Genomic DNA, 21,601 nt, shown 5'->3' with positions numbered 1-21,601 from the left:
CCTATATTAACAGGAGTTATCGAGTCAAGTTTTTGTTCGAAAAATTCGCATGGTGTGAACAATGCGTAATTTTCTGATCAAATGAGAGCCGAGTTTGGCGCAAACTTGCGCCGCTCCCTTTTCGAGTTCGGGCAGCGCTCTCATGATAGAATCCAATCCGCTGATAGCGGTGCCGACAAGCCAGCCTCCGATTTGCCACAGAGCAGCAACGGCGCGGCTGAACGCCCATGACCCGGCAACGGCGAGCGTCGAGCAACTGTGGGAGCAGCCGGGCGCCGGTTTTGAAGCAAGTCGCTACGACACGTTGATATCCTATGCCGAGGCCTCGGATGGCGTCCGTGTGCCGATTTCCCTCCTCAAGTTGCGCGCGACGCCTTGCAACGGGTCCGCGCCGCTGCTGCTCTACGGCTACGGCGCGTACGGCCATTGCTGCGAACCATCCTTTGATCCGGCAGTCCTGTCCCTTGTCGATCGCGGCTGGGTCTATGCCATCGCGCATGTGCGCGGCGGTGGGGAAAACGGGCGAGGCTGGCATGAGGCGGGCAGGGGGCGTTCGAAACCGAACAGCTTCTCCGATTTCGCTGCCTGTGCGAACGGCCTTGTTCAGGAAGGATACACCGCTGCAGGCCGCATTGTGGCCCAAGGCGCTTCTGCGGGCGGGCTCTTGGTTGGGGCGGCAGTCGACTTGGCTCCGGGGTTGTTTGGCGGTGTCATAGCGGAAGTTCCCTTCGTCGATGTTCTCAACAGCCAGAGCGACTATACGTTGCCGCTCACCCAACCCGAGTGCGCCGAATGGGGTGACCCGACAAACGTCCCAGCGGACCATGCCGTCATCGCTGCTTATGCGCCTTACGAGACCATTGGTGCAAAACCCTATCCGCCCGTTCTGGCGACGACCGGCATTTCGGACGGACGGGTTCCCTACTGGGAGGCGGCAAAATGGATCGCGCGCCTGCGCACCCGTTCGACGGGCACCTCTCCTTTCCTCCTTGAGACACTGATGGAATGCGGCGGCCATGGCGGTGCCTCCGGGCGCCTTTCAGAGTTCCGGCATATAGCGCATGTCTACGCCTTCGCGGAATGGGCGCCGGCTGATGCGGCTTCTGGCATTGATGCTTGCTGTCTTTCTGCAGCTCTTTGCCGGCGTTTCGGCGGCGGAGCGCATCACCGATATCCTGGGGCGTTCCATCGACCTTGCCGGCCCGCCGCAAAGAGTGGTGCTGGGGGACAGCCTCGATTTCATCTTTCTCTCGCTGCTGCTCGACGATCCGGCTGCGCCGATCGTCGGCTGGGCGGGGCCGACCGCATCGCCGCAAGCCTCCTTCCTCTGGACCGCCGGCGTTTTCCCGAGCTCGACCGCATAGCGAGCCTCGGCGATCCCAATGCCGGTGGCTTCTCCGTGGAGGCGGCGCTTGCTCTGGAACCGGACGTCGCGGTGCTTGGTCCAGGCTATACGCCGACGACAGCGTCGTCCGCCAGCTCGAAAAAGCGGGTGTCGCGGTCGTGTTCATCGGCGCGGCCTCCGATACGGTCAGCCGCGGGCGACGAGAGATCACCGGCTCGATGCGCACCCTCGGCGAGATGTTCGGCAAAGCGGACCGCGCGGGCGCCTTCACCCGATTCTATGACGAGCGCATGGATCGCATCGAAGGGCTAGTCGCCGATCGCGCGTCCAGCCCTTCCGTCCTGGTGGAGGCACATGCCAACAGCGCGGACTGCTGCTGGTCGCCGGGTTCCACGTCGAACTATGTGGCGTTCGCCGGAGGTCGGAACATTGCGGACGGCAACACAAGGCGCCTGGCACGGCCGCATTTCGGCCTGTTGGCCAAATGTAAAAGGTTCGCGGTGTTGGAAGATGCCAGGGGCAGGCTCTGTGAGCGGCAAGCAGTCAGGCCACAAACCGCTTTTTTGAGGTCGGCCTTTGCCGTTGAATTCTAAGACTGAGGCAGCGCAACGCGCCTATGCGAAGGGATCGACAGGCCTGGCCTCTCAGATTATCTATGATTCATGTCAACCACTGCAGACGAAACTCTTTCCGAACGCATTGCCCGTATTCTTGCCGGCCGGATCATCACGGGCGAGATTCCCCCGGGCGCGCGGCTGCGGCAGGACCATATCGCCGCCGAATTCGGGGCCAGTCATGTGCCGGTGCGCGAGGCTTTCCGGGCATTGCAAACGCAGGGGTTGGCGGAGAATGAGCCCTGGCGGGGGTTTCGTGTCACGGATTTCGACGTCGCCGAATTGCGCGAGGTTGCCGAGATGCGGGCGAGCCTGGAGATATTGGCGCTGCGCCACGCCGCACCCAACCTGACGCGCTTTATTATCGAGGAAGCAGAAGAGGTTAACCGGCTCGGGGATTGCGCAACGAATGTGCGGGACTGGGAGCTTGCAAACCGTCGGTTCCACCATCTTATCCTTGCGCCCTGCCGTATGCCGCGCTTGCTTCGAACGATCGATGACCTGCAGGCGGCCAGCGCGCGGTTTCTGTTTGCCGCCTGGCGTCGGGACTGGGAAGCTCGCACCGATCACGACCATCGTGCGATTTTGAATGCGCTGCGGGAAGGACGGATTGATGTCGCTTGCTCGACATTGGCGCGCCATGTCGGCTGGATCGGCAAGCGGAAGCCGTCTGTAAAAAATGCTGATCCCAGAGAGACTTACGAGATTCCAGGATAATTATCTATAATCCTGATTGCTCACCCGTCGCCCTTCCCCAAGATTATAGATAGATTCGAAACCTATCCTTGGAGGACGCCTCGATGGCATTGTTCAACTCCTCGTTAGAACGCTCGGTATCGCTTTGGCGCGAGGCGGCAATCGCCCTTTGCGGTGCGGCGATCATCACACTCGGCGCCAAGATACAGGTCCCATTCTGGCCTGTCCCGATGACGCTGCATACCCTTGCAGTGTTCTTCCTGGCCGCGGCCCTCGGCCCAAGGCTCGGCTTCCTGGCCATGGCCACCTATCTGGCCGCTGGGGCGACGGGCCTGCCCGTCTTTTCGGGCTCGCCGGAACGTGGGATCGGATTGGCCTATATGGCTGGGCCAACCGGTGGCTACCTGGCCGGCTATCTGGCTTCGACCGTGGTGATCGGGCGATTGGCACAGGGACGGGGCTGGATGGGACAGGCTCTGGCAATGCTCGCGGGCCTTTCCGTTGTCTATGCTGCCGGTCTTCTCTGGCTGGCGATCTTCGTGCCAGCATCCGAATTGATCGCGGCCGGTTTTGCGCCCTTCATCCTTGGAGACCTGATCAAGAGTGCGTTGGCAATAGCGTGCGTGACGGGCCTGAGCCGGCTGAAGGGACGGATGTGATGAGCTGCTCCGAGGTCAGGTCCAACTGGACCGTGGAGGAGGCACGAACGATCCACGCGATGCCGCTTCCGGATCTGCTGTACCGGGCACAGGGTCTCCACCGGCTGTATTTCGATCCAACGGCGATCGAGACGGCCAGTCTGCTCAGCATCAAGACCGGTGGCTGCCCTGAGGATTGCGGCTACTGCTCGCAATCCGCCCACCACCAGACCGGCGTGAAGGCAACGAAGCTGATGGACGTGGATGCGGTCCTGGCGGCCGCCGGGCGCGCCAAGGCCGCCGGTGCACAACGCTTCTGCATGGGGGCGGCCTGGCGCAGCCCCAAGGACCGCGACATGGACAAGCTCTGCGACATGGTGCGTGGCGTCTCGAAACTGGGGCTGGAGACCTGCATGACGCTCGGGATGCTCAGTCCCGAGCAGGTTACACGCCTGAAGGTGGCGGGGCTGGATTTTTACAACCACAACGTCGATACGTCGCCAGACTATTACCGGCAGATCGCCACGACACGGACGATGGAAGACCGTCTGGAGACCGTCGAGCATGTCCGGAAGGGCGGGATCAAGGTCTGTTGTGGCGGGATCCTCGGCATGGGCGAGACGGAAGAAGATCGCATCGCCATGCTGGTTACACTGGCCACCCTGCCGGCCCACCCCGATAGCGTGCCGATCAACCTGTGGAATGAGATCGAGGGCGTGCCGGTGCAGCGCGCGGCAAGGCCGGTCGACCCGTTTGCACTTGTCCGCCTTGTGGCCTTGGCGCGCGTGCTTATGCCAGCTTCGGTGGTCCGCCTGTCGGCCGGCCGCACAGGAATGAGCGACGAATTGCAGGCATTGTGCTTCCTTGCGGGGGCGAACTCCATTTTTGTCGGCGATCAGCTGCTGACAACCGGCAATCCGGCGGCTTGGAAGGATCGGGATCTGCTGGCGCGACTGGGCATGCATGTGGCCCCGGCCGTGAGGCCCGCTTCTATGCTCGCGGGAGAATAAACTTGCCTAACCAGCTTCGGGGCAAGGTGCACGCCGTTCCGGCGAGCGCCTTGCCCATGAAAGGGCCTCCCTGCGACTGGTTGCGTGAGCGTTTCAGAAACCTGTCCGTGTCTGGGTTGTGAGGTTTTACATCCTGCCGATCAGCACGAGCCGACCCGGTTCGATGACGCGGATGGCGTGCTCGACGCCGGCTTCCACGACAAGGTGGTCACCGGGATTGCAGGGTCGCGTCATGCCTTCCATGACCAGTTCGAAACGGCCGGAAACGACGATGGCGAATTCTTCGGTCTCGCCGGCATGGGACCCCTTGGCCTGCATCCATCCATTTGCCGTTCGCGTGCTGACCTTCGATCTCGCCGGGCCGGAGGTGCGGACTGGTATGTCAATCGGATCGAAATGGACACTGCCCTGCAATCCGGTTCACGATAGGAAGGGGCGTCAAGGCACGGGGAGCCTTGAAGGGTCCGGGAGTGAAGCGGCAAATGGACGAGTTCGATTATGTGATCGTCGGTGCGGGCTCGGCGGGCTGCGTGCTGGCGAACCGCCTTTCCGACGGCGGGCGCAATCGCGTGGCACTGCTGGAGGCCGGCGGCAGCGATCTGAATTTCTGGGTGCGCATGCCGATCGGCTACGGCAAGGCCTTCTATCACAAGACGCTGAACTGGAAGTACCTGACGGAGCCGGTGCCCGGTTTCGACGGCCGCCAGTCCTACTGGCCGCGGGGCAAGGTCATCGGTGGGTCCAGCTCGATCAACGCGATGGTGTTCATCCGCGGGCAGGCCGAAGATTTCGACTGCTGGCGCGCGCTTGGCAATCCGGGATGGGGTTATGCGGATGTCCTGCCACTCTTCCGGCGCATGGAGGACAATCTTGCGGGTGCCGACGCGTGGCGCGGCAAGGACGGGCCGCTGACCGTTACCAATATAGAGGGGGTCGTGCACCCGCTCTGCGGGAACTATCTTGCCGGCGGCGTCGAGGCTGGCCTGTCGCGCAATTTGGATTTCAACGGCGCGACCCAGGAGGGCGTCGGCATCTACCAGATCACGACGCGTGACGGTCTCCGCTGCTCGACGGCGACGGCTTATCTCGCTCCCGCCCGCAGGCGGTCGAACCTGCGGGTGATCAAGGCTGCGCATGCGACCCGTGTGCTTTTTGAGGGAAAGCGGGCGGTCGGTGTGGAATACCGGCAGGGTGGGGCGGTTCGGCAGGTTCGCGCGCGGCGCGAGGTCATCCTGTCGGCCGGTGCGGTCAACACGCCCCAGCTGCTCCAGCTTTCCGGCGTCGGCGATCCGGCCCTCTTGAAGCGCCACGGCATCGATGTCGTTCACGCGGCGCCCTTCGTGGGGCGGAACCTGCAGGACCATATCGGCTTCGACCATCTCTACAGGAGCCGGCAGCCGACGCTCAACGACGTACTACGGCCGTGGTGGGGACGGCTGCGGGTGGGGCTGCGCTACGTGCTGACGCGCAGCGGCCCGCTCTCGCTCAGCGTGAACCAGGGCGGCGGGTTCTTTCGCACAAGCCCGGAGCGCGCGCGCCCGAACATGCAGCTCTATTTCTCGCCCGTCAGCTATACCCGTGCCATTCCCGGTCGGCGCGCATTGATGAGCCCCGATCCTTTCCCCGGCTTCCTCGTCGGCGTGTCGAACTGCCATCCGACAAGTCGTGGCCAACTCGCCATCCGTTCCGCTGACCCCTTCGCCGCGCCGGAAATCCAGCCGAACTATCTTTCGACGGAAGAGGATGTGCAGGAGCTGCTGGAGGCCGCGCATTTCCTGCGGCGCCTTTCACGGACCGGCCCGATGCGGGAGATCATCGAAAAGGAGATCCGCCCGGGTGCCGGGGTCCTGGATGATGGGGGCCTGATTGCCGACATCCGCACGCGCTCCGGTTCGGTGTTCCATCCTTGCGGCACCTGCGCCATGGGGCCGGATGCGCCGACGTCCGTTGTCGATCCGCGCCTGCGCGTCCATGGCCTGGAGGCGCTGCGTATCGTCGACGCCTCGGTGTTCCCGCGCATCACCTCGGGAAACCTCAATGCACCGACCATCATGGTGGGCGAAAAAGGGTCTGACCTTATCCTCGCCGACGCCCGCTGAGCCGCCAGGCGCGTCTCACGCACTGATACGGTTCGGGCCATCCGCCTTGCGCATGTCCTTCAAGACCGCGCCGAGCGTTTCCGCCGCGCTGGCGATCATGCGCGGTGGCGCGGAGCTGAAGCCGAGGATGAGGCCGCGCTGGCGGACGGGCGTTATGGCGAAGCGACCGATCGGTGAGACGAGGATGTTGTGCTCGGCCGCCCGGCGCGCGACGGCGATTTCATCGAAATCCTCCGCAAGACGCCCGACGGTGTGAAAGCCCGTTTCGGTGGGCGCGACTTCCAGAACACCCTGCATATGCGTCGCCGCACCGTCGAGCAGAGCCTGGAGCCGTTCGGCATAAACCCGCCGCATGCGCCTGATATGGCTGGCGAAATGGCCACACTCGATAAAGCTCGCGACGACGGATTGCAGGCTGGCGGCCGAGCCTTGCAAGGTCGCTCCGGCGATGCGGTAAAAGACATCGACCAGACCGGGCGGCGCGACGACGTAGCCGAGGCGGAGCGCGGCGAACAGCGTTTTCGAAAAGCTGCCGACATAGATGACGCGGCCCGACGTATCGACGCTCTTCAGCGTCGGCGGCGGATGGCCGGCATAGTGGAACTCGCCGACATAGTCGTCCTCGATGATCCAGGCGCCGGCCCTTTCGGCCGCGCGCAACAGCTCGAAGCGGCGTTGCAGGCTCATCGTCACGCCGAGCGGATGCTGGTGGGCGGGCGTCACGAAGGCGAGGCGGAAATCCGGCGCGACCTCCAGCCCCTCGGCGACGTTGATGCCTTCCTCGTCGATGCTGAGCGGCACCAGCCGCGCGCCTGAGGAGATCAGGCTGTTGCGTGCGCCGATCGCGCCGGGATTCTCGATCCAGACCGTATCGCCGGGGTCGAGTAGGGTGTTGCCGATGCGGTTGAAGGCGTCCTGCGCGCCGTTGAAGATGAAAACCTGTTCGGGTTCGCAGGTGATGCCGCGGTTGGCGCGCAGATGCATCGCGACGGCCCGGCGCAATTCCATCAGCCCTTCGGCCGGTGGGTAGCCGAGCAGGAGGTTGCGCGGCTGGCGCCAGTAACGTGCCACCATGCTCGCCCAGAGCGCCATCGGGAACTCGTCGAAGGCCGGAATGCCGGTGATGAAGGGCCGTGGGTTTTCCGGGTGCGCGAGGCGGGGAAAGTAGTGTTCGGAGGCGTCCGCGCTGAGCTGCGCGAGGCGCGGCGGGCTGCGGATCTCGTCTCCGGCCGGGCTTGCCGCGGTGGCGGCGGGCCGGCCGTCGCGCAACGTTTCGGCGACATAGGCCCCGGCACCGATGCTCGACCGGATCAGCCCTTCCGCAGCAAGCTGTTCGTAGACGCTGATCGCCGTGGTGCGGGAAACGCCGTGATCTTTCGCCAGCGTGCGGCTGGAGGGCAGGCGTTCGCCGGGCTGGAGTTCGCCCGAGAGAATCATCTCGCGTAGTGCCGTGCAGAGCTGGGCACTGATCGGCGTTCGGGAGGTGCGGTCGAATTGCAGCGTGGGCAGCAGCGCGCCGCCCGGATATTTTACCATCTCGCCCTCCCGGTCTGTCGTGTCACCGCAATAATGGTCCGCTACGAAAAGCAAAGTGGACCTTCTCGCCCGAAGTTTTTCCGAAGATTGTCGGACCAGTTCGCGGCGTCAAGAGCCCATCGCTTGCAAGACGCTTTCGCCCAACAGCAGACCGGACCGCCATGAAGATCAAACGCATCGAGACCTTCTCAAACCGCTATGTCGGCTTTGTCCGCATCACCGACGAGACCGGCGCGACCGGCTGGGGCCAGGTCTCGACCTACAATGCCGACATCACGTCAGAGGTGCTGCACCGCCAGGTCGCGCCCTATTCGCTCGGCACCGAGATCGTCGATCTCGACGATCATCTCGACCGCATTTTCGAGCGTGAGCACAAGTTTCCGGGTTCCTATCTCTGCCGCGCCATGTGCGGTCTCGACACGGCGATCTGGGACCTGCGCGGCAAAAAGGCTGGCAAGCCGGTCGCGGCACTGCTCGGCGGGTCGGCCGGCCCGCTGCGCGCCTACGCTTCCTCGATGAAGCGCGACATCACGCCGGCCGACGAGGCCGAACGCTTCAAGCGCCTGCGCGGCGAATACGGTTTTGACGCCTTCAAGTTCCGCGTCGGCGCAGAGTGCGGCCGCAACGAAGACGAATGGCCGGGCCGGACGGAGGAGATCATCCCGACGATCGCCAAGGCCGTCGGCGAAGGCGCCGATCTGCTCGCCGACGCCAATTCCTGCTATTCGCCCGCCCGTGCCATCGAGCTCGGCAGGATCATGCAGGACAACGGCCTCGTGCATTACGAGGAGCCCTGCCCCTATTGGGAGCTCGAACAGACCAGGCAGGTGAGCGAGGCGCTCGACATCGACGTCACCGGCGGCGAGCAGGATTGCGACCTGCCGACCTGGCGCCGCATGATCGAGATGCGCGCCGTCGACATCGTGCAGCCGGATATCTGCTATCTCGGCGGCATCAGCCGGACGCTGCGCGTGGTGCGCATGGCCGAGGCCGCCGGAATTCCGGTGACGCCGCACGCCGCCAACCTTTCCATGGTGACGCTCTTCACTATGCACCTGCTGCGCGCCATCCCGAATGCCGGCAAATATCTCGAATTCTCCATCGAGGGCGAAGACTATTACCCCTGGCAGGACGGCCTCTTCCGCAAATCGCCCTATGCCATCGTCGACGGCAAGGCGACGGTGACGGAAGAGCCCGGCTGGGGCGTCGAAATCGATCCGGAGTGGCTGGCGCGCGCCGGCTACCAGATGAGCGAGGCGAATTGAGATGAGCACGAACACCCTCGTCGGCGAATATTTCGCGAACGGCACGCTTGCCGGCCTGCCCAAAGGCCACTTCATCGACGGCGCCTTCGTCGCCGCCTCCGGCGGGCGCACGATGGAGACGTTCGATCCCGGCTCCGCCCGCGCCTACCATGCCTTCGCCGCCGGTGACGGCAGCGACGTGGACCGCGCCGTCGCCGCCGCCCGCCGCGCCCAGCGCGCCTGGGGCCGCACCAAGGCAAGCGCCCGCGGCGCGATCCTGCTGCGCGCCGCCGAACTCATCCGGGCGGAGGCCGCGCGGCTTGCCGTGGTGGAAAGCCTCGACAGCGGCAAGGCGCTGCAGGAGGCGGAAGGCGACGTCTCGGGTGCGGCGCGCTGCTTCGAATATTATGCCGGCGCGGCCGACAAGATCCAGGGCGACACCTTTCCGCTCGGCACCGACTATATCGGCTATTCCATCGAGGAGCCGGTCGGCGTCACCGGCCATATCATCCCCTGGAACTACCCGCTCTCGACGGCCGCCCGCAGCATCGCCCCGGCGCTCGCCGCTGGCTGCACCGTCGTCGCCAAGCCGGCCGAACAGACGCCGCTGACGGCGCTGATGCTGGCCGATATTCTCGCCCGCGCCGGGCTTCCGGCCGGTGTCTGCAACGTCGTCACCGGCACCGGTGCGGAGGCCGGCGGACCGCTGGTGTCGCATCCGGATGTGCGCCACGTCACCTTCACCGGCTCCGTGCCGACGGGCATCCGCGTGATGCAGTCGGCCGCCGCGAACGTCACCAGCGTTGTGCTCGAACTCGGTGGCAAGTCGCCTGTCATCGTCATGGCCGATGCGGACATGGACGCCGCCGTGGAGGGCGTGCTCGGCGCAATCTACGAGAATGCCGGGCAGATCTGCTCGGCGGGCTCGCGCCTCGTCGTCGAGTGCGGGGTGCATGCGGAACTCGTCGAACGCCTCGCCAGGCGCGCGACCGGTCTCAAGCTCGGCCATGGCCTTCGCCGCCCGCAGGTCGGACCACTCAGCTCGCTTGCCCATCTCGACAAGGTTGCCGGCTATGTCGAGGGCGCGCGCGACCGCGGCGTCACCATCGCCGCCGGCGGCGAGCGGACGGCGGACCCGGAAAGCGGCTCCGGCTGGTTCTTCAAACCGACGATCCTCGATGCGGTGCAGTCGGACGATCCCGTCATCCAGGAAGAGATTTTCGGACCGGTGCTCTCGGTACAGGTGGTCGAAAGCGAGGAGGAAGCTGTCGCTGTAGCGAACGGCACGGATTTCGGCCTCGTCGCTGGCATCTACACACGCGATTTCGGCCGCGCCCACCGCATGGCGCGCGATATCGACGCCGGCCAGGTCTACATCAACGAATATTTCGCCGGCGGCATCGAGGTGCCCTTCGGCGGCAACAAACTCTCCGGTTTCGGCCGAGAGAAGGGCTTTGCCGCGTTGCGCAGCTACACGCGCACGAAAAGCCTGACGGCGAAGATAAGCTGAGCGTCATAATGGTCTTACGGCAAGGAGATAATGGACCTTTCGGGCAAGCCAATCTCGTCCTTTGATGCCAGCGGCTCGAAATCGGGAATGAGAGCGTCATCGCCGGGAGTGAGATGGCCCTCAGCAGAAAAGAACGCCGGAAAAAGGCGATTTTCAACAGCCAAACGGAAGAGGAGAACAGCATGAAATCGACATTCGCGCTCGCCGCGACGACGGCGCTCGCCCTGTTCATGGCAGGCACCGCACAGGCCGAAACCCTGCGCCTGCTCACCTGGGGCGGTTATGCACCCGACAACGTCATCAAGCTCTTCGAGGAGGCGAACCCCGACATCACGGTCGAGGTGACGCTCTCCAACAACGAGGAGATGATCGCAAAGCTCCGGGCGACCGGCGGCGCCGGTTACGACCTTGCCCAGCCGAGCCATGACCGCATCTTCGCGGCCCAGCAGGAGTACAACATCTACAAGCCGCTCGACCTCTCGAAGATCGAGACGGCAAACCTTGCGCCCAACCTTCTTGAAGGCGTGAAGGCCAATGCCACCATCGACGGCCAGCTCTATGCCGTGCCGCACCAGTGGGGCACGTCCGGCATCGTCGCCGACGTTTCCAAGGCGCCTGGTGTCAAGGGCTGGGGCGACCTCTGCAATCCGGAATACAAGGGCCGCACCTCGATGCGCCTGCGCCGCACGATCCTGCTCGGCACGGCCTTCTCGCTCGGCAAGGACCCGTTCGCGCTCTATGCCGACAAGGCCGCCTACCAGACGATGCTCGACGAGGTGACGGAAAAGCTGATCGCCTGCAAGGACAACGTCAAGACTTACTGGAACGGCGGCGACGACCTGTCGACGCTGCTTCTCTCGGGCGAAGTCGTCGTCTCGGAAGCATGGGATTCCACGGCCTTCAAGCTCTTCGGCCAGAACAAGAACTTCGTCTACGTGCCGCCGGAAACCGGCGCGCTCGCCTGGATCGACACCTTCGTCATCCCGCGCAAGGGCGAGGCGGACGATGCCGCCTACAAGTGGATCAACTTCGTCATGAAGCCCGAGATCGTCAAACTGATGTCAGATTCGACAGGCGCCATCGCCGCCGTCAGCAACGGCATCGATCTCCTGCCGGACGACAAGAAGGCCGCCGTCAACGCCGCCTTCGACGAGAAGGACCTCGCCAACCTCAAGTTCTTCGCCAATATTCCGGCGGGGCTCGAGGACATGGAAGGCAAGGCGCTGGAGCGCATCAAGGCCGCGACGTCCAACTGATCGCCTCCAAGGCAAGTCTGGCCGGCCGGGGATGTCCTTGGCCGGCTGCTTTCCAGATGCCCGCGCACACGCGCGGCGAGCAACGAGCCCTCCATGCACGATCTTCAATGCGAAAGCCTGGTGAAGCGCTTCGGCGCCTATACCGCCGTCAACAGCGTGTCCTTCAACGTCCCGCGCGGATCCTTCTTCTCGATCCTCGGCCCGTCGGGCTGCGGCAAGACCACGCTGATGCGCATGATCGCCGGCTTCGAGACGCCGACGCGCGGCGATATCCGCATCAAGGGGCAATCCGTGCTTTCGACGCCGCCGAACAAGCGGCCCGTCAAGATGGTGTTCCAGCATCTCGCGCTCTTCCCGATGATGAATGTCGGCGAGAACATCGCCTACGGCCTGCGCTGCCGCGGCGAGAACAAGGCCGATATCGCCCGCAAGGTGGCGGCGGTGCTCGATCGCGTCGGCCTGCCCGGCACGGCGGAAAAGCAGGTCTCCCAGCTCTCCGGCGGCCAGAAGCAGCGCATCGCGATTGCCCGCTGCATGGTGCTGGAGCCGGATGCGCTGCTGCTCGATGAACCGCTCGGCGCGCTCGACCTGAAACTGCGTGAGCGCATGAAGATCGAGCTGAAACAGCTCCAGCACCAGTTCGAGACGACCTTCCTCTACATCACCCACGACCAGTCGGAAGCGCTTTTGATGTCCGACAACGTCGCCGTCATGAACGCCGGCCAGTTCGAGCAGATCGGTGCGCCGCAGGAACTCTACAACAACCCGAAGAGCGGCTTCGTTGCGGGCTTTGTCGGCGACAGCAACCGCTGGCCCGGCCGCGCGCTTTCGCTCGCCGACGGCAAGGTGCGCGTGGCGATCGACGGTGGCGGTGAGGCGATCGCCTTTGCCGGTGACGCGCGCATAGCGGCAGGAGGCCCGGTCGAGCTTTTCGTGCGCCCGGAGGTCATCTCGATCGGCGCGGGCAGCGAGAACACGCTTCAAGGCACCGTCGAAAGCCTGCTCTTCAACGGTGCGAGCAGCCGCATCCTCGTGCGCATGGCGAACGGTCATCTGGTCGAGGTCGGCCAGGCGGTGATGGACGGCTCGGTCAAGGTCGCGCCGGGCGAAACGGTCGGGATCGGCTGGAGCCAGAACCACGGCCGCGCCTTTTCCGTTGCGAGGTGAGAGCAATGGCGCGCACGGACATCGGAAAACTCTCCTTCATCCTGCTCTTCGCCCCCTTCGCGCTGTGGATCGCGCTTTTGATCATCCTGCCGCAGCTCGGCATCGGCTATATCTCGCTGCGTGAAAAGGTGGGGCCTGGCGAATACACGTTCGGCTTTGCGAACTACATCGCCTTCCTCTCGGAGCCGATCTACTGGAACACGCTGCTGCGCACGGCCTGGATGTCGATCCTCGTCACCGCCATGGCGCTCGTCGTCGGTTTTCCCGTCGCCTATTACATCGCGAAAATCGCCCAGCGCCGCTCGCGGGCCGCGCTGTTCCTGATGTGCCTCATCCCGCTTTGGGTGAGCGACCTCGTGCGCGCCTTCGGCTGGATCGTCATCCTGCGCGAGACCGGCCTTGTCTCCAGCTTCCTGCAGAAGATCGGCCTCGTCAGCGGCCCGGTGGAACTGCTCTACAACGACGCCACCGTCGTCATGGGCCTCGTCTACACGGTCGTGCTCTTCATGATCGTGCCGCTCGTCTCGACGCTCGACGGCATGGACAATTCGCTGATCGAGGCGGGCTACAATCTCGGCGGCAGCCGCTTCACCGTCTTCCGCCGCATCGTCGTGCCCTATGCCATGCCGGGCATCGTCGCCGGCTGCATCATCGTCTTCATGCTGACGGCGGGCAGCTATCTCACGCCCATCCTGCTCGGCGGCAAGAACAGCATGTGGTTCACCGAGCAGATCTACGAACAGTTCGTGACGCGCTACAACTGGGAATCCGGCGCGACCTTCGGCGTGCTGCTGCTCGTCTTCACCTCGTTCGTCGTCTGGCTCGGCCTGCGGCTGACGGGCCAGAGCCTCGCCTCCACCGTCGCAAAGGACTGACCATGAACGTCGCGGCCCCGCAATCGCCCCTGCTGCAATGGCTCTATCGCGGCTACATGCTGGCGTTCCTCGCCTACCTCGCCGCGCCGCTCTTTGCCGCCGGCATGTTCGCCTTCAACGATTCTATGTTCCCAGCATTGCCCTGGAACGGTTTCACGCTCGACTGGTTCTTCAGCAGCACCGAACCGAAGATCGGCATGTTCCACGACCGGCGCCTGCTGCGCGGTCTCGAAAACTCGCTCTATATCGGCGTCATCGTCTCGGCGCTCGCCGTCGCCGCCGGCACCTGCAACGCCTTCCTCTTCGAGAGAAAGCAGTTTCCGGCCAAGAATTTCTTCTACATCCTGATGATCGTGCCCCTGGTCATTCCCGGCGTCATCCTCGGCATCTCGATCCTCGTCTTCGCCAGCATGATCGCCAACGGCCTCGAAGAAACCTTTGGCATCGAATGGGATTTTCTGCGCCCCGGCCTGTTCCTCGTCATCCTCGGCCAGTTCTCGTTCCTGACGACCATCACGTCGCTGGTCATCGCCGCGCGCCTGCGAAAATTCGACATCTCGCTGGAGGAAGCCGCACTCAATCTCGGCGCGACACGCCTGCGCGTGCTGATGACGGTGACGCTGCCCTATCTGATGCCCGCGCTGTTCTCCGCCTTCGTCGTCGCCTTCCTCGTCTCCTTCGAGAATTTCAACACGACGCTGATGCTGGTCGGCTCCGATGCGCCGCTGACCATCACCATGTACGACCGCATGGTGAAGGTCGGTTCGACGCCGGTGCTGAACGCCGTCTCGTTCTTCCTGATGGTGGGGTCGGGGGCGCTGGCGCTGCTGAGCGTCGTGGTGCAGCGCGGCAAGGCGTGATCCGCCTAACCGGGCAGATGCGCCTCTTGGACGAGCGCCTGCTTGAGCCACGCCGTCTCCAGGCCGAGCTCGATGAAGCGGTGTGCATGGCGGGCGAGGGCGACATTGTCGTCCCACAGATTGCGCCAGATCGCCGTCTTCAGCGAAAGGTCCTTGTCGACGATCGTCGTGGAGAAGGATTCGAAGGTAACGTAGTCGTCCCAGCCGATGGCGGTGAGCGCATCGAAGATCGCCGCGAAGTCGATCGTGCCGGTGCCGAGATAGCCGCGATGGCTCTCGCCGATATGCAGGTAGCCGATCTTGTCCGCCGCGTGGCGGATGGCAAGGCCCACATCGGCTTCCTCGATGTTCATGTGGAACGTGTCGAGGTGCAGAAGGACATTCGAGGCGCCGGTATCGCGGATGTAGGCCATGCCCTGTGCGGCGGTGTTCAGCATGTTGCTCTCGAAGCGGTTGACGATTTCGAGATTGAGCGTGACGCCGGCTGCCTTGGCCCGCTCCGCCACCTTGGAGAGCGCGGCAACGCTCGTGTCCCAACCCTTTCTCGACAGGCTGTGCTCCTGCTTGCCGTGGGCGGAGCTGAGGATGCCGGCGAGTTTCGTGCCGCCGAGGTCGCGCACCAGCGCCACGGCCCGGTCGAGGATATCGACGCCATGGGTGACGATTGCCGGATCGGCGCTGGAAATGTCGCCCTCCGGCGGCAGGCCCATGCTGATCGCGACGTCGAGACCGAGTTCCCCAAGCCGGCCGGACAGCCATTTCACGTCGACCTGGCGAGGGTCCAGATAGGAGAACTCGATGAGCTTGTAGCCGAGCTGATGGGTGTACTCGAGCGCTTTCTCAAGCTCGCCCTGCGAAGAGCCAGCGCTCCAGACGAAGGAATGGACACCAATTTTCGACATAACCGGCCGCTCTCTGAAAGGAATGAAGCAAGGGGCGGCCGGGCACACCGCTTGCGCGAATGCGCCCGGCCTCTGGGAAGTGTGTTTAGCGAGCTGCGGTCCAGCCCTTGTAGTCCTTGATGTTGTCGGCCGTGATGAGCTGCGGGTCGAGCAGCACGACGGGTTCGGTCGGCTTGTTGCCCTTCAGCACCTCAACGCCGAGCTGCAGCGCCTGGCCAGCCATGACATAGGGATCCTGCGAGGCGGAGGCCTTGATCATGGAATTGCCGCTGGCAAGCGAGGTCTCGATGTCGGGCGCGCCGTCGACCGCGGTGAAGAAGAATTCGCTGCGGTTCAGCTGCTTGGCGGCGAGCTCGGCGCCGATCGCGGTCGGATCGTTGATGGCGAAGACGGCGTCGATCTTGTCGAAGCGGGTCAGCAGGCCCTGCATCACGGCAAGGCCGCCGTCACGCGAGCCCTGGCCGTTCTGGTCGTCGGACAGGATCTTGATGTCGGCATGCTTGCCGAGCGCGCCCTTGCAGCCCTCAACGCGCTCGAGGATCGAGGAAGAGGCCGGGCCGTTGATGATGACCACGTCGCCCTTGCCGCCGAGCTTGTCGGCGATGTAGTTGCAGGCCTCTTCACCCGCCTTGACGTTGTTGGTCATGACGGTGACGTCGGCGCCGGGCGCCGACACGTCGAAGGCGGCGACGACGACGCCGGCGGCCTGCGCCTTCTTTACGGCGGGGGCGATGGCCTTCGCATCGACGGCGTTCAGCATGATGATATCGACGCCGGCGGCGATGAAGCTGTCGACCTGGGAGACCTGCTTGTTGAGGTCATAGTCGGCCGAAACGGAGATCACTTCGACATTCGGGTTGATCTCCTTGGCCCGGTCCTCGATGCCCTTGATGGTGGCGACGAAGAACGGGTTGCCGAGCAGGCCGACCGAGATACCGATCTTGTTGAGGTCCTTGGCGGCTGCGGGCATGGCGATCGCGGCGGCCAGTGCGGTGCCGACGAGCAACTTTGGCATAAGACGCATGTTTTCCTCCTTTGGTGGCGTTTTTCGCCGTTGTTTCCGGTGACGACCGGTTCGTTCAGCCGGGCTCAGGTCCGGCTAATGCCCTTGAGCCTGTAGCGATCGAGGCCGACGGCGACGATGATGACAAGGCCCTTGATGATGTACTGCCAGATGTCGGAAACCCCGACGAGGATGAGGCCGTTGGAGAGCACGGCGATAATGAGCGCACCGATCAGCGTGCCCCAGATGGAGCCGACGCCGCCGACGAAGCTGGTGCCGCCGAGGATGACCGCCGCGATGGCGTCGAGCTCGTAGGCCTGGCCGAGCTGCAGGCCGTTGGCCGCATAGAGCCGGGCGGCCGACATGGCCCCGCCGAGGCCGGAGAGCAGGCCCGACATCGAATAGACGAAGAGCAGGACCAGCGGCACCTTGATGCCGGTGAGCCGAGCGGCCTCTGCATTGCCGCCGACGGCATAGATCCAGGTGCCGAGCACGGTGCGCTTGAGGATGAACCAGGAGGCGATGATGGTCGCGATGGCGATAATGGCAAGCCACGGTACGCCGAACAGCGTTCCGTTGCCGATGAAGTCGAAGGGCAGGTCCGGGTTGAAGACGGTCGTGTCGCTGCCGAGTAGGCGCGCGACGCCGCGGATCGCCGTTAGCGAGCCAAGCGTCACGATGAAAGGCGGGAGTTTCAGCCAGGCGATGATGGCGCCGTTGAGGAAGCCGCAGGCAAGGCCCGCAGCGATCGCCGCCGGAATGCCCAGCATGCCGAGGTCGGGCACCAGCGAGACGATCACCGCGATCATCGCCGAGGCGGCAAGGATCGAGCCGACGGAAAGGTCGATGCCGCCGGTCAGGATGACGAAGGTCATGCCGGCGGCCAGCACCGTGTTGATCGAGGCTTGCTGCATGACGATCGACAGGTTGCCCACCGACAGGAAGCGCCCGGAGAGCAGATGAAAGCCGATCGCCAGCAGCACGAGCACCGGCAGCATGCCGAGCGCCGTCAGCGTCGATCGCAGTTTCAGCCTTTCCATCCGGGCGTCTTCGGTTTCGCTTGCAGCCATGGTTCCGTCCCGTTCTTTGCGTTTCGCCTCGTTCGTCAGGCGGCTTGGCCGGCTGTGCCGGTCGCCAGCGCCATGATCGCTTCCTGCTCGATCGGCTGTGCCACTTCGCCGGCGATGCGCCCCTCGCGCATCACCAGGACGCGGTCGGCGATGCCGAGAATCTCCGGCAGGTCGCTGGAGATGACGACCACGGCAATGCCGTTCTCGGCGAGCGCGTCGATGATGCGGTAGATTTCCGATTTGGCGCCGACATCGACACCGCGCGTCGGCTCATCGAGAATGACTGCTCGCGGCTTCGTCTCTAGGAGGCGTGCCAGAAGCGCCTTCTGCTGGTTGCCGCCCGATAGGGCGCCGACATTGATCTGCGTGCTGGGGGTGCGGATTGACAGGGCCTTGACGGCCGCGAGCGCCCGGTCCCGTGCCCTGGCGAAGTTCAGGACGCCGCCGGCCTTCGCATCCTCAGCGATGACGCCGATATTGATGTTGTCGCTGATCGACATGTCGAGGAAGAGGCCCAGTGCCTTGCGGTCCTCCGTAAGATAGGCGATGCCGGCATCGAGCGCGTCGCGCGGCGTGGCGATCGCGAGCGCCTTGCCATTCAGCGTCACCGTCCCCGTCGTCCGGCGGTCCGCACCGTAGACAAGACGGGCAAGCTCCGTACGGCCTGAACCGACGAGGCCGGCGATACCGAGGACTTCGCCGGCCCGCACCTCGAAGGAGCAGTCGTGCACGCGCGCACCGTCGCCGACATTGTCCACCGACAGGACGGCGGCGCGCGCGCCCTCGGCCTGCCGGTGTTCCTTCTTGTAGAACGAGGAAAGGTCGCGGCCGACCATCATGGAAACCAGCGTGTTCGCGGAAAGGCCGGCCCGTTCCAGCGTGCCGACATAGGCCCCGTCGCGCAGCACGCTGACGCGGTCGGAGAGCTGGTAGATCTCCTCCATGCGGTGGCTGATATAGATGATGGCGATGCCATCGGCCTTGAGCCGGGCGATGACGTCGAACAGCCGGTCGGTCTCGCGCGTCGTCAGTGAGGTCGTCGGCTCATCCATGACGATGATGCGGGCCCTGGTCGTCAGCGCCCGTGCGATTTCCACCATCTGCCGCTCGCCGAGCGAGAGTTCCCCGACGCGGTGGGCGGGGGAAAAGCCGATGCCAAGCTGTTTCAGGATGGGCTCGGCCCGCCGGCGCATCTCGGCGCGGTCGGCAAGGCCGAAGCGTGCAGGCTCGTTGCCGAGGAACATGTTCTGCGCCACCGACAGGTTGGGGGCGAGCGAAAGCTCCTGGTAAATGACGGCGATGCCATGGGCCTTGGCCTTCAGCGGATCGCCGAGCGTCACCGGCTCCCCGCCGATCAGCACTGCGCCACCGGGATCGGCCGTATAGGCGCCCGACAGGATCTTCATCAGCGTCGACTTGCCCGCGCCGTTCTCGCCCATCAGCGCATGCACCTCGCCGGCATGCACGGTCAGGTTCACATGTGACAGGGCCTTCGATGCGCCGAACGTCTTGCTGATGTCGCGCATCTCCAGAAGGGCAGGGGCGTTCGTCCGTTCCGTCATGCGCGCTTCTCCTTTCGGGGCGCGGCCTGCATCGCTTCGACTTGCCGGCGCCATTCCCGCCTGTAGGCGTCGAGCTCGGCAAGGGCGGCCGGCGTGGCGACCGCGCAATCGTTGACGAAGGGGTTGTGGCCATGGTCCTCGAAGACGAGGGCCGCCGCGCCGAAGGCGCTGCCTTCCGGGTTGGCGCTGATGTGCACGGTCTGTGCGGGGCGCAGGGCCGCGAGGATGGCAGCATAGAGCCCCGTTTTTACCAGCCCGCCATCGATAACGATCGTATTGTCGGAGCCGATGAGATCGAGCGAAAGATCGGTCATCAACGCGACATAGAGCAGGGCCGCGGCCGCGCGCTCCTCGCCCCCGACGGTTGGTCCGGAAAAGTGCCCGGCGTGGCCCGGCACTGGGCCACCGGCAGCGAAGGAGGGCAAGGCGAAGGCGCGCTTTGCCATGACGGACGCCAGCGCCTCTTCGCGGACCGGCCGCGTCCAGCCGCCGCTCGCCAGGTCATATTCCCGCCCACCCATGAAGCGGATGGTTGCGATCGGTTGGCGATCGACCGTGACATTCGCCAGCATGTCGCGCGTCTGGTCGAGCCGTTCGAGCGGGCTTGCAGAATTGAAGACGATCACCCAGGTGCCGGTCGAGACCAGCGTGAAATCGGTAAAGCCGAGCGAGCGATAGAAATAGAGTGCCGCATTGCTGTCGTGCACGCCGTTGTGCACCGCGACCTCCACCTTGCGGCCGTCGCCGAGCGTGACGGCGTGTGTGCCGATCACGGCGCCGGCGCGGGCAAAGCCAGGCATCTTGCCACGCCAGCCCATCTTGTCGACGAGGCTGCTGAAATCGTCCTTCAGCGGTGCCCAGAGATTGGAATGGCAGCCGAGATAGGAGACTTCCGAGACCTTCCGGCCGGAAAACGTCCAGCTCCAGAATTGCGGATAGGCGAGGATTGCATCGGCCTTCTCAAGGAGGCCCGGTTTACGCGCGTCCAGCCAGAGGAGGTGGCGTCCATAGTTGAAGCCGAGGGGCAGCGGAGGCGAGAAGGTCTCGCGGAAATCCGGCGCCATGGCGTCGATGCGGGCGGCGATTTCGGTGGGCGGCTCCTGCTCGTAGTCGAGGATGGGGTGGGCAAGCGCGTCGTCGGCGGCCAGCGCGAAGGTGCAGCCGTGACCGGAAAAGGTGATGCGGTCGACACCATAGCCGGCGACGATGCGGGCAAGCTCCCCCTTCATCCAGGCAAGAAGCGCCGCATCATCCAGAACGTGTAGGCCATCCTCCTCCCGCCAGACCGGGCGGGTGCGTGCCTCGTCGATGACCTTTCCTTCGCTGGAAATGACGAAGAGCTTGGAATTTGTCTTGCCGAGATCGAAGACGGCGATGGGGGCGATGCTCAACTGGTCCCTCCCGTCCGTGCGATCAGGATGGTGACGCCGGCATCCTCCAGCATCCTGGCGGCGGCGTCCGTCAGGCCGTCATCGGTGATGATCGTGCCGATGCGCGAGAGCGGCAGCGCGACGTTGCGCGGCTGGATGGAGAACTTGCGGCTGTCGGCGAGCAGCACGATCTCGTCGGCGCAGGCCGACAGCTCGCCGATCACCTTGACCAGCAGCGGATGTGATTCCAGCAGCCCCTTGCTGCTGATGCCCTGCGTGCCGAGGAAGAAGCGCGAGGCGAAGAAGGCGGGCGAACCGGCGGCGCTGTCATGGATGATGCCCGGTTCGCGATAGAGTTCGCCGCCGGCAAGAGAGAGCTGGCAGGTGCCGTGCTCGCCGAGATGGGCGGCCAGCGGCATGGAATTGGTCCAGATGCGCAGGTTGCGCTGCGCGAGCAATATGCCGAGCTGATAGCAGGTCGAGCCCGCATGCACGATGATGGAATCCCCGTCGCGTACGAGATCGGCCGCCATTGCGGCGATGTCGCGCTTTGCCTCCACGGCGATGTCGCGGTTTTCGTCATAGGGTTTTGCCGAAAGGCGCCCACTGTCGGCCGCCTCGCTGGCGGAGATCCCGCCATAGACTTTCCGCGCCCGGCCGAGCTCGTGCAGCTTATCGATGTCGCGGCGGATGGTGGCGGGCGACACGCCGAGATGCTCCTGGAGATCCCGCACCGAAGCGAAGGGCGTCTCGCGCAGAAGATCGATGATGGCCTTGTGGCGCTCGGTGTCGTTCACGGCTGATCCTCCCGGCGTCTCCCTCGCCGATGAACAAAGATAATCAC

General features: G+C 64.5%; 20 protein-coding genes and 1 pseudogene. 13 read left to right on the top strand and 8 right to left on the bottom strand.

From position 1 onward, the window contains the following. Nucleotides 1-142 precede the first annotated feature (142 nt). From EXZ48_RS35955 to bioB, 6 genes and pseudogenes are all read left to right on the top strand, one after another. Nucleotides 143-1,021: pseudogene (locus tag EXZ48_RS35955) on the top strand (prolyl oligopeptidase family serine peptidase); the annotation flags it as partial. Between the two features lie 40 nt (nucleotides 1,022-1,061). Beyond that, a complete protein-coding gene (locus tag EXZ48_RS35535) occupies nucleotides 1,062-1,364 on the top strand; it encodes a hypothetical protein (RefSeq protein WP_245462357.1) in 303 nt (100 codons plus the stop codon). 139 nt (nucleotides 1,365-1,503) lie between these two features. After that, nucleotides 1,504-1,938 carry a hypothetical protein gene (locus EXZ48_RS35530; protein ID WP_245462356.1) on the top strand — a complete coding sequence of 145 codons (435 nt, stop codon included), beginning with the start codon at nucleotides 1,504-1,506 and terminating at the stop codon, nucleotides 1,936-1,938. A 69-nt stretch (nucleotides 1,939-2,007) separates the two neighbouring features. Then, nucleotides 2,008-2,676, top strand: coding sequence for a GntR family transcriptional regulator (locus EXZ48_RS25655; RefSeq protein ID WP_130519275.1), 669 nt, complete (start codon nucleotides 2,008-2,010; stop codon nucleotides 2,674-2,676). A gap of 83 nt (nucleotides 2,677-2,759) precedes the next feature. Next, a complete protein-coding gene (locus EXZ48_RS25650; RefSeq protein ID WP_130519274.1) occupies nucleotides 2,760-3,314 on the top strand; it encodes a biotin transporter BioY in 555 nt (184 codons plus the stop codon). Beyond that, nucleotides 3,314-4,303, top strand: coding sequence for a biotin synthase BioB (gene bioB, locus EXZ48_RS25645; protein ID WP_130519272.1), 990 nt, complete (start codon nucleotides 3,314-3,316; stop codon nucleotides 4,301-4,303). The genes EXZ48_RS25650 and bioB overlap by 1 nt, the downstream gene beginning before the upstream one ends. Before the next feature lie 126 nt (nucleotides 4,304-4,429). Here bioB and EXZ48_RS25640 read toward each other — a convergent pair whose 3' ends face one another. Then, the gene (locus EXZ48_RS25640; RefSeq protein WP_130519270.1) at nucleotides 4,430-4,621 is read right to left on the bottom strand and encodes a cupin domain-containing protein; all 192 of its coding nucleotides are present in this window, start codon (nucleotides 4,619-4,621) and stop codon (nucleotides 4,430-4,432) included. Nucleotides 4,622-4,785: 164 nt separating this feature from the next. Here EXZ48_RS25640 and EXZ48_RS25635 point away from each other — a divergent pair, with 164 nt between their 5' ends. Further along, nucleotides 4,786-6,402 carry a GMC family oxidoreductase gene (locus EXZ48_RS25635; protein WP_130519267.1) on the top strand — a complete coding sequence of 539 codons (1,617 nt, stop codon included), beginning with the start codon at nucleotides 4,786-4,788 and terminating at the stop codon, nucleotides 6,400-6,402. Nucleotides 6,403-6,417: 15 nt separating this feature from the next. Here EXZ48_RS25635 and EXZ48_RS25630 read toward each other — a convergent pair whose 3' ends face one another. Further along, nucleotides 6,418-7,938 carry a PLP-dependent aminotransferase family protein gene (locus EXZ48_RS25630; RefSeq protein ID WP_130519265.1) on the bottom strand — a complete coding sequence of 507 codons (1,521 nt, stop codon included), beginning with the start codon at nucleotides 7,936-7,938 and terminating at the stop codon, nucleotides 6,418-6,420. A gap of 161 nt (nucleotides 7,939-8,099) precedes the next feature. Between EXZ48_RS25630 and EXZ48_RS25625 the strand changes: the two genes are divergently transcribed. From EXZ48_RS25625 to EXZ48_RS25600, 6 genes are all read left to right on the top strand, one after another. Continuing rightward, a complete protein-coding gene (locus EXZ48_RS25625; RefSeq protein WP_130519263.1) occupies nucleotides 8,100-9,203 on the top strand; it encodes a mandelate racemase/muconate lactonizing enzyme family protein in 1,104 nt (367 codons plus the stop codon). A gap of 1 nt (nucleotide 9,204) precedes the next feature. Next, nucleotides 9,205-10,692, top strand: a complete 1,488-nt coding sequence (locus tag EXZ48_RS25620; RefSeq protein WP_130519261.1) for an aldehyde dehydrogenase family protein — start codon at nucleotides 9,205-9,207, stop codon at nucleotides 10,690-10,692. Between the two features lie 182 nt (nucleotides 10,693-10,874). After that, the gene (locus EXZ48_RS25615; RefSeq protein WP_130519259.1) at nucleotides 10,875-11,948 is read left to right on the top strand and encodes an extracellular solute-binding protein; all 1,074 of its coding nucleotides are present in this window, start codon (nucleotides 10,875-10,877) and stop codon (nucleotides 11,946-11,948) included. Between the two features lie 93 nt (nucleotides 11,949-12,041). Next, complete coding sequence (locus EXZ48_RS25610) at nucleotides 12,042-13,115, top strand: ABC transporter ATP-binding protein (RefSeq protein WP_130519257.1); 1,074 nt, start codon at nucleotides 12,042-12,044, stop codon at nucleotides 13,113-13,115. 5 nt (nucleotides 13,116-13,120) lie between these two features. Continuing rightward, nucleotides 13,121-13,990, top strand: coding sequence for an ABC transporter permease (locus tag EXZ48_RS25605; protein WP_130519254.1), 870 nt, complete (start codon nucleotides 13,121-13,123; stop codon nucleotides 13,988-13,990). Nucleotides 13,991-13,992: 2 nt separating this feature from the next. Next, nucleotides 13,993-14,850, top strand: coding sequence for an ABC transporter permease (locus EXZ48_RS25600; protein ID WP_023513130.1), 858 nt, complete (start codon nucleotides 13,993-13,995; stop codon nucleotides 14,848-14,850). A 5-nt stretch (nucleotides 14,851-14,855) separates the two neighbouring features. On the opposite strand, the gene EXZ48_RS25595 is transcribed toward EXZ48_RS25600, so the two are convergent. From EXZ48_RS25595 to EXZ48_RS25570, 6 genes are all read right to left on the bottom strand, one after another. After that, complete coding sequence (locus EXZ48_RS25595; protein ID WP_130519252.1) at nucleotides 14,856-15,752, bottom strand: sugar phosphate isomerase/epimerase; 897 nt, start codon at nucleotides 15,750-15,752, stop codon at nucleotides 14,856-14,858. Nucleotides 15,753-15,837: 85 nt separating this feature from the next. Further along, nucleotides 15,838-16,776: an ABC transporter substrate-binding protein gene (locus EXZ48_RS25590; protein WP_130519250.1), complete on the bottom strand. Its 939-nt coding sequence runs from the start codon at nucleotides 16,774-16,776 to the stop codon at nucleotides 15,838-15,840. A 65-nt stretch (nucleotides 16,777-16,841) separates the two neighbouring features. After that, nucleotides 16,842-17,825, bottom strand: coding sequence for a ribose ABC transporter permease (locus EXZ48_RS25585; protein WP_130519248.1), 984 nt, complete (start codon nucleotides 17,823-17,825; stop codon nucleotides 16,842-16,844). A 35-nt stretch (nucleotides 17,826-17,860) separates the two neighbouring features. Further along, nucleotides 17,861-19,387 carry a sugar ABC transporter ATP-binding protein gene (locus EXZ48_RS25580; RefSeq protein WP_130519246.1) on the bottom strand — a complete coding sequence of 509 codons (1,527 nt, stop codon included), beginning with the start codon at nucleotides 19,385-19,387 and terminating at the stop codon, nucleotides 17,861-17,863. Next, nucleotides 19,384-20,778 carry a carbohydrate kinase gene (locus tag EXZ48_RS25575; protein WP_130519244.1) on the bottom strand — a complete coding sequence of 465 codons (1,395 nt, stop codon included), beginning with the start codon at nucleotides 20,776-20,778 and terminating at the stop codon, nucleotides 19,384-19,386. Before EXZ48_RS25575 ends, EXZ48_RS25580 begins: the two co-directional genes overlap by 4 nt. Next, the gene (locus tag EXZ48_RS25570) at nucleotides 20,775-21,554 is read right to left on the bottom strand and encodes a DeoR/GlpR family DNA-binding transcription regulator (RefSeq protein WP_130519242.1); all 780 of its coding nucleotides are present in this window, start codon (nucleotides 21,552-21,554) and stop codon (nucleotides 20,775-20,777) included. Before EXZ48_RS25570 ends, EXZ48_RS25575 begins: the two co-directional genes overlap by 4 nt. Nucleotides 21,555-21,601: the final 47 nt, after the last annotated feature.

Origin of the sequence: Shinella sp. JR1-6 (assembly GCF_004284735.1) — a bacterium.
GTDB lineage: Bacteria > Pseudomonadota > Alphaproteobacteria > Rhizobiales > Rhizobiaceae > Shinella.
This window is presented reverse-complemented; position numbering and strand designations above follow the sequence as displayed.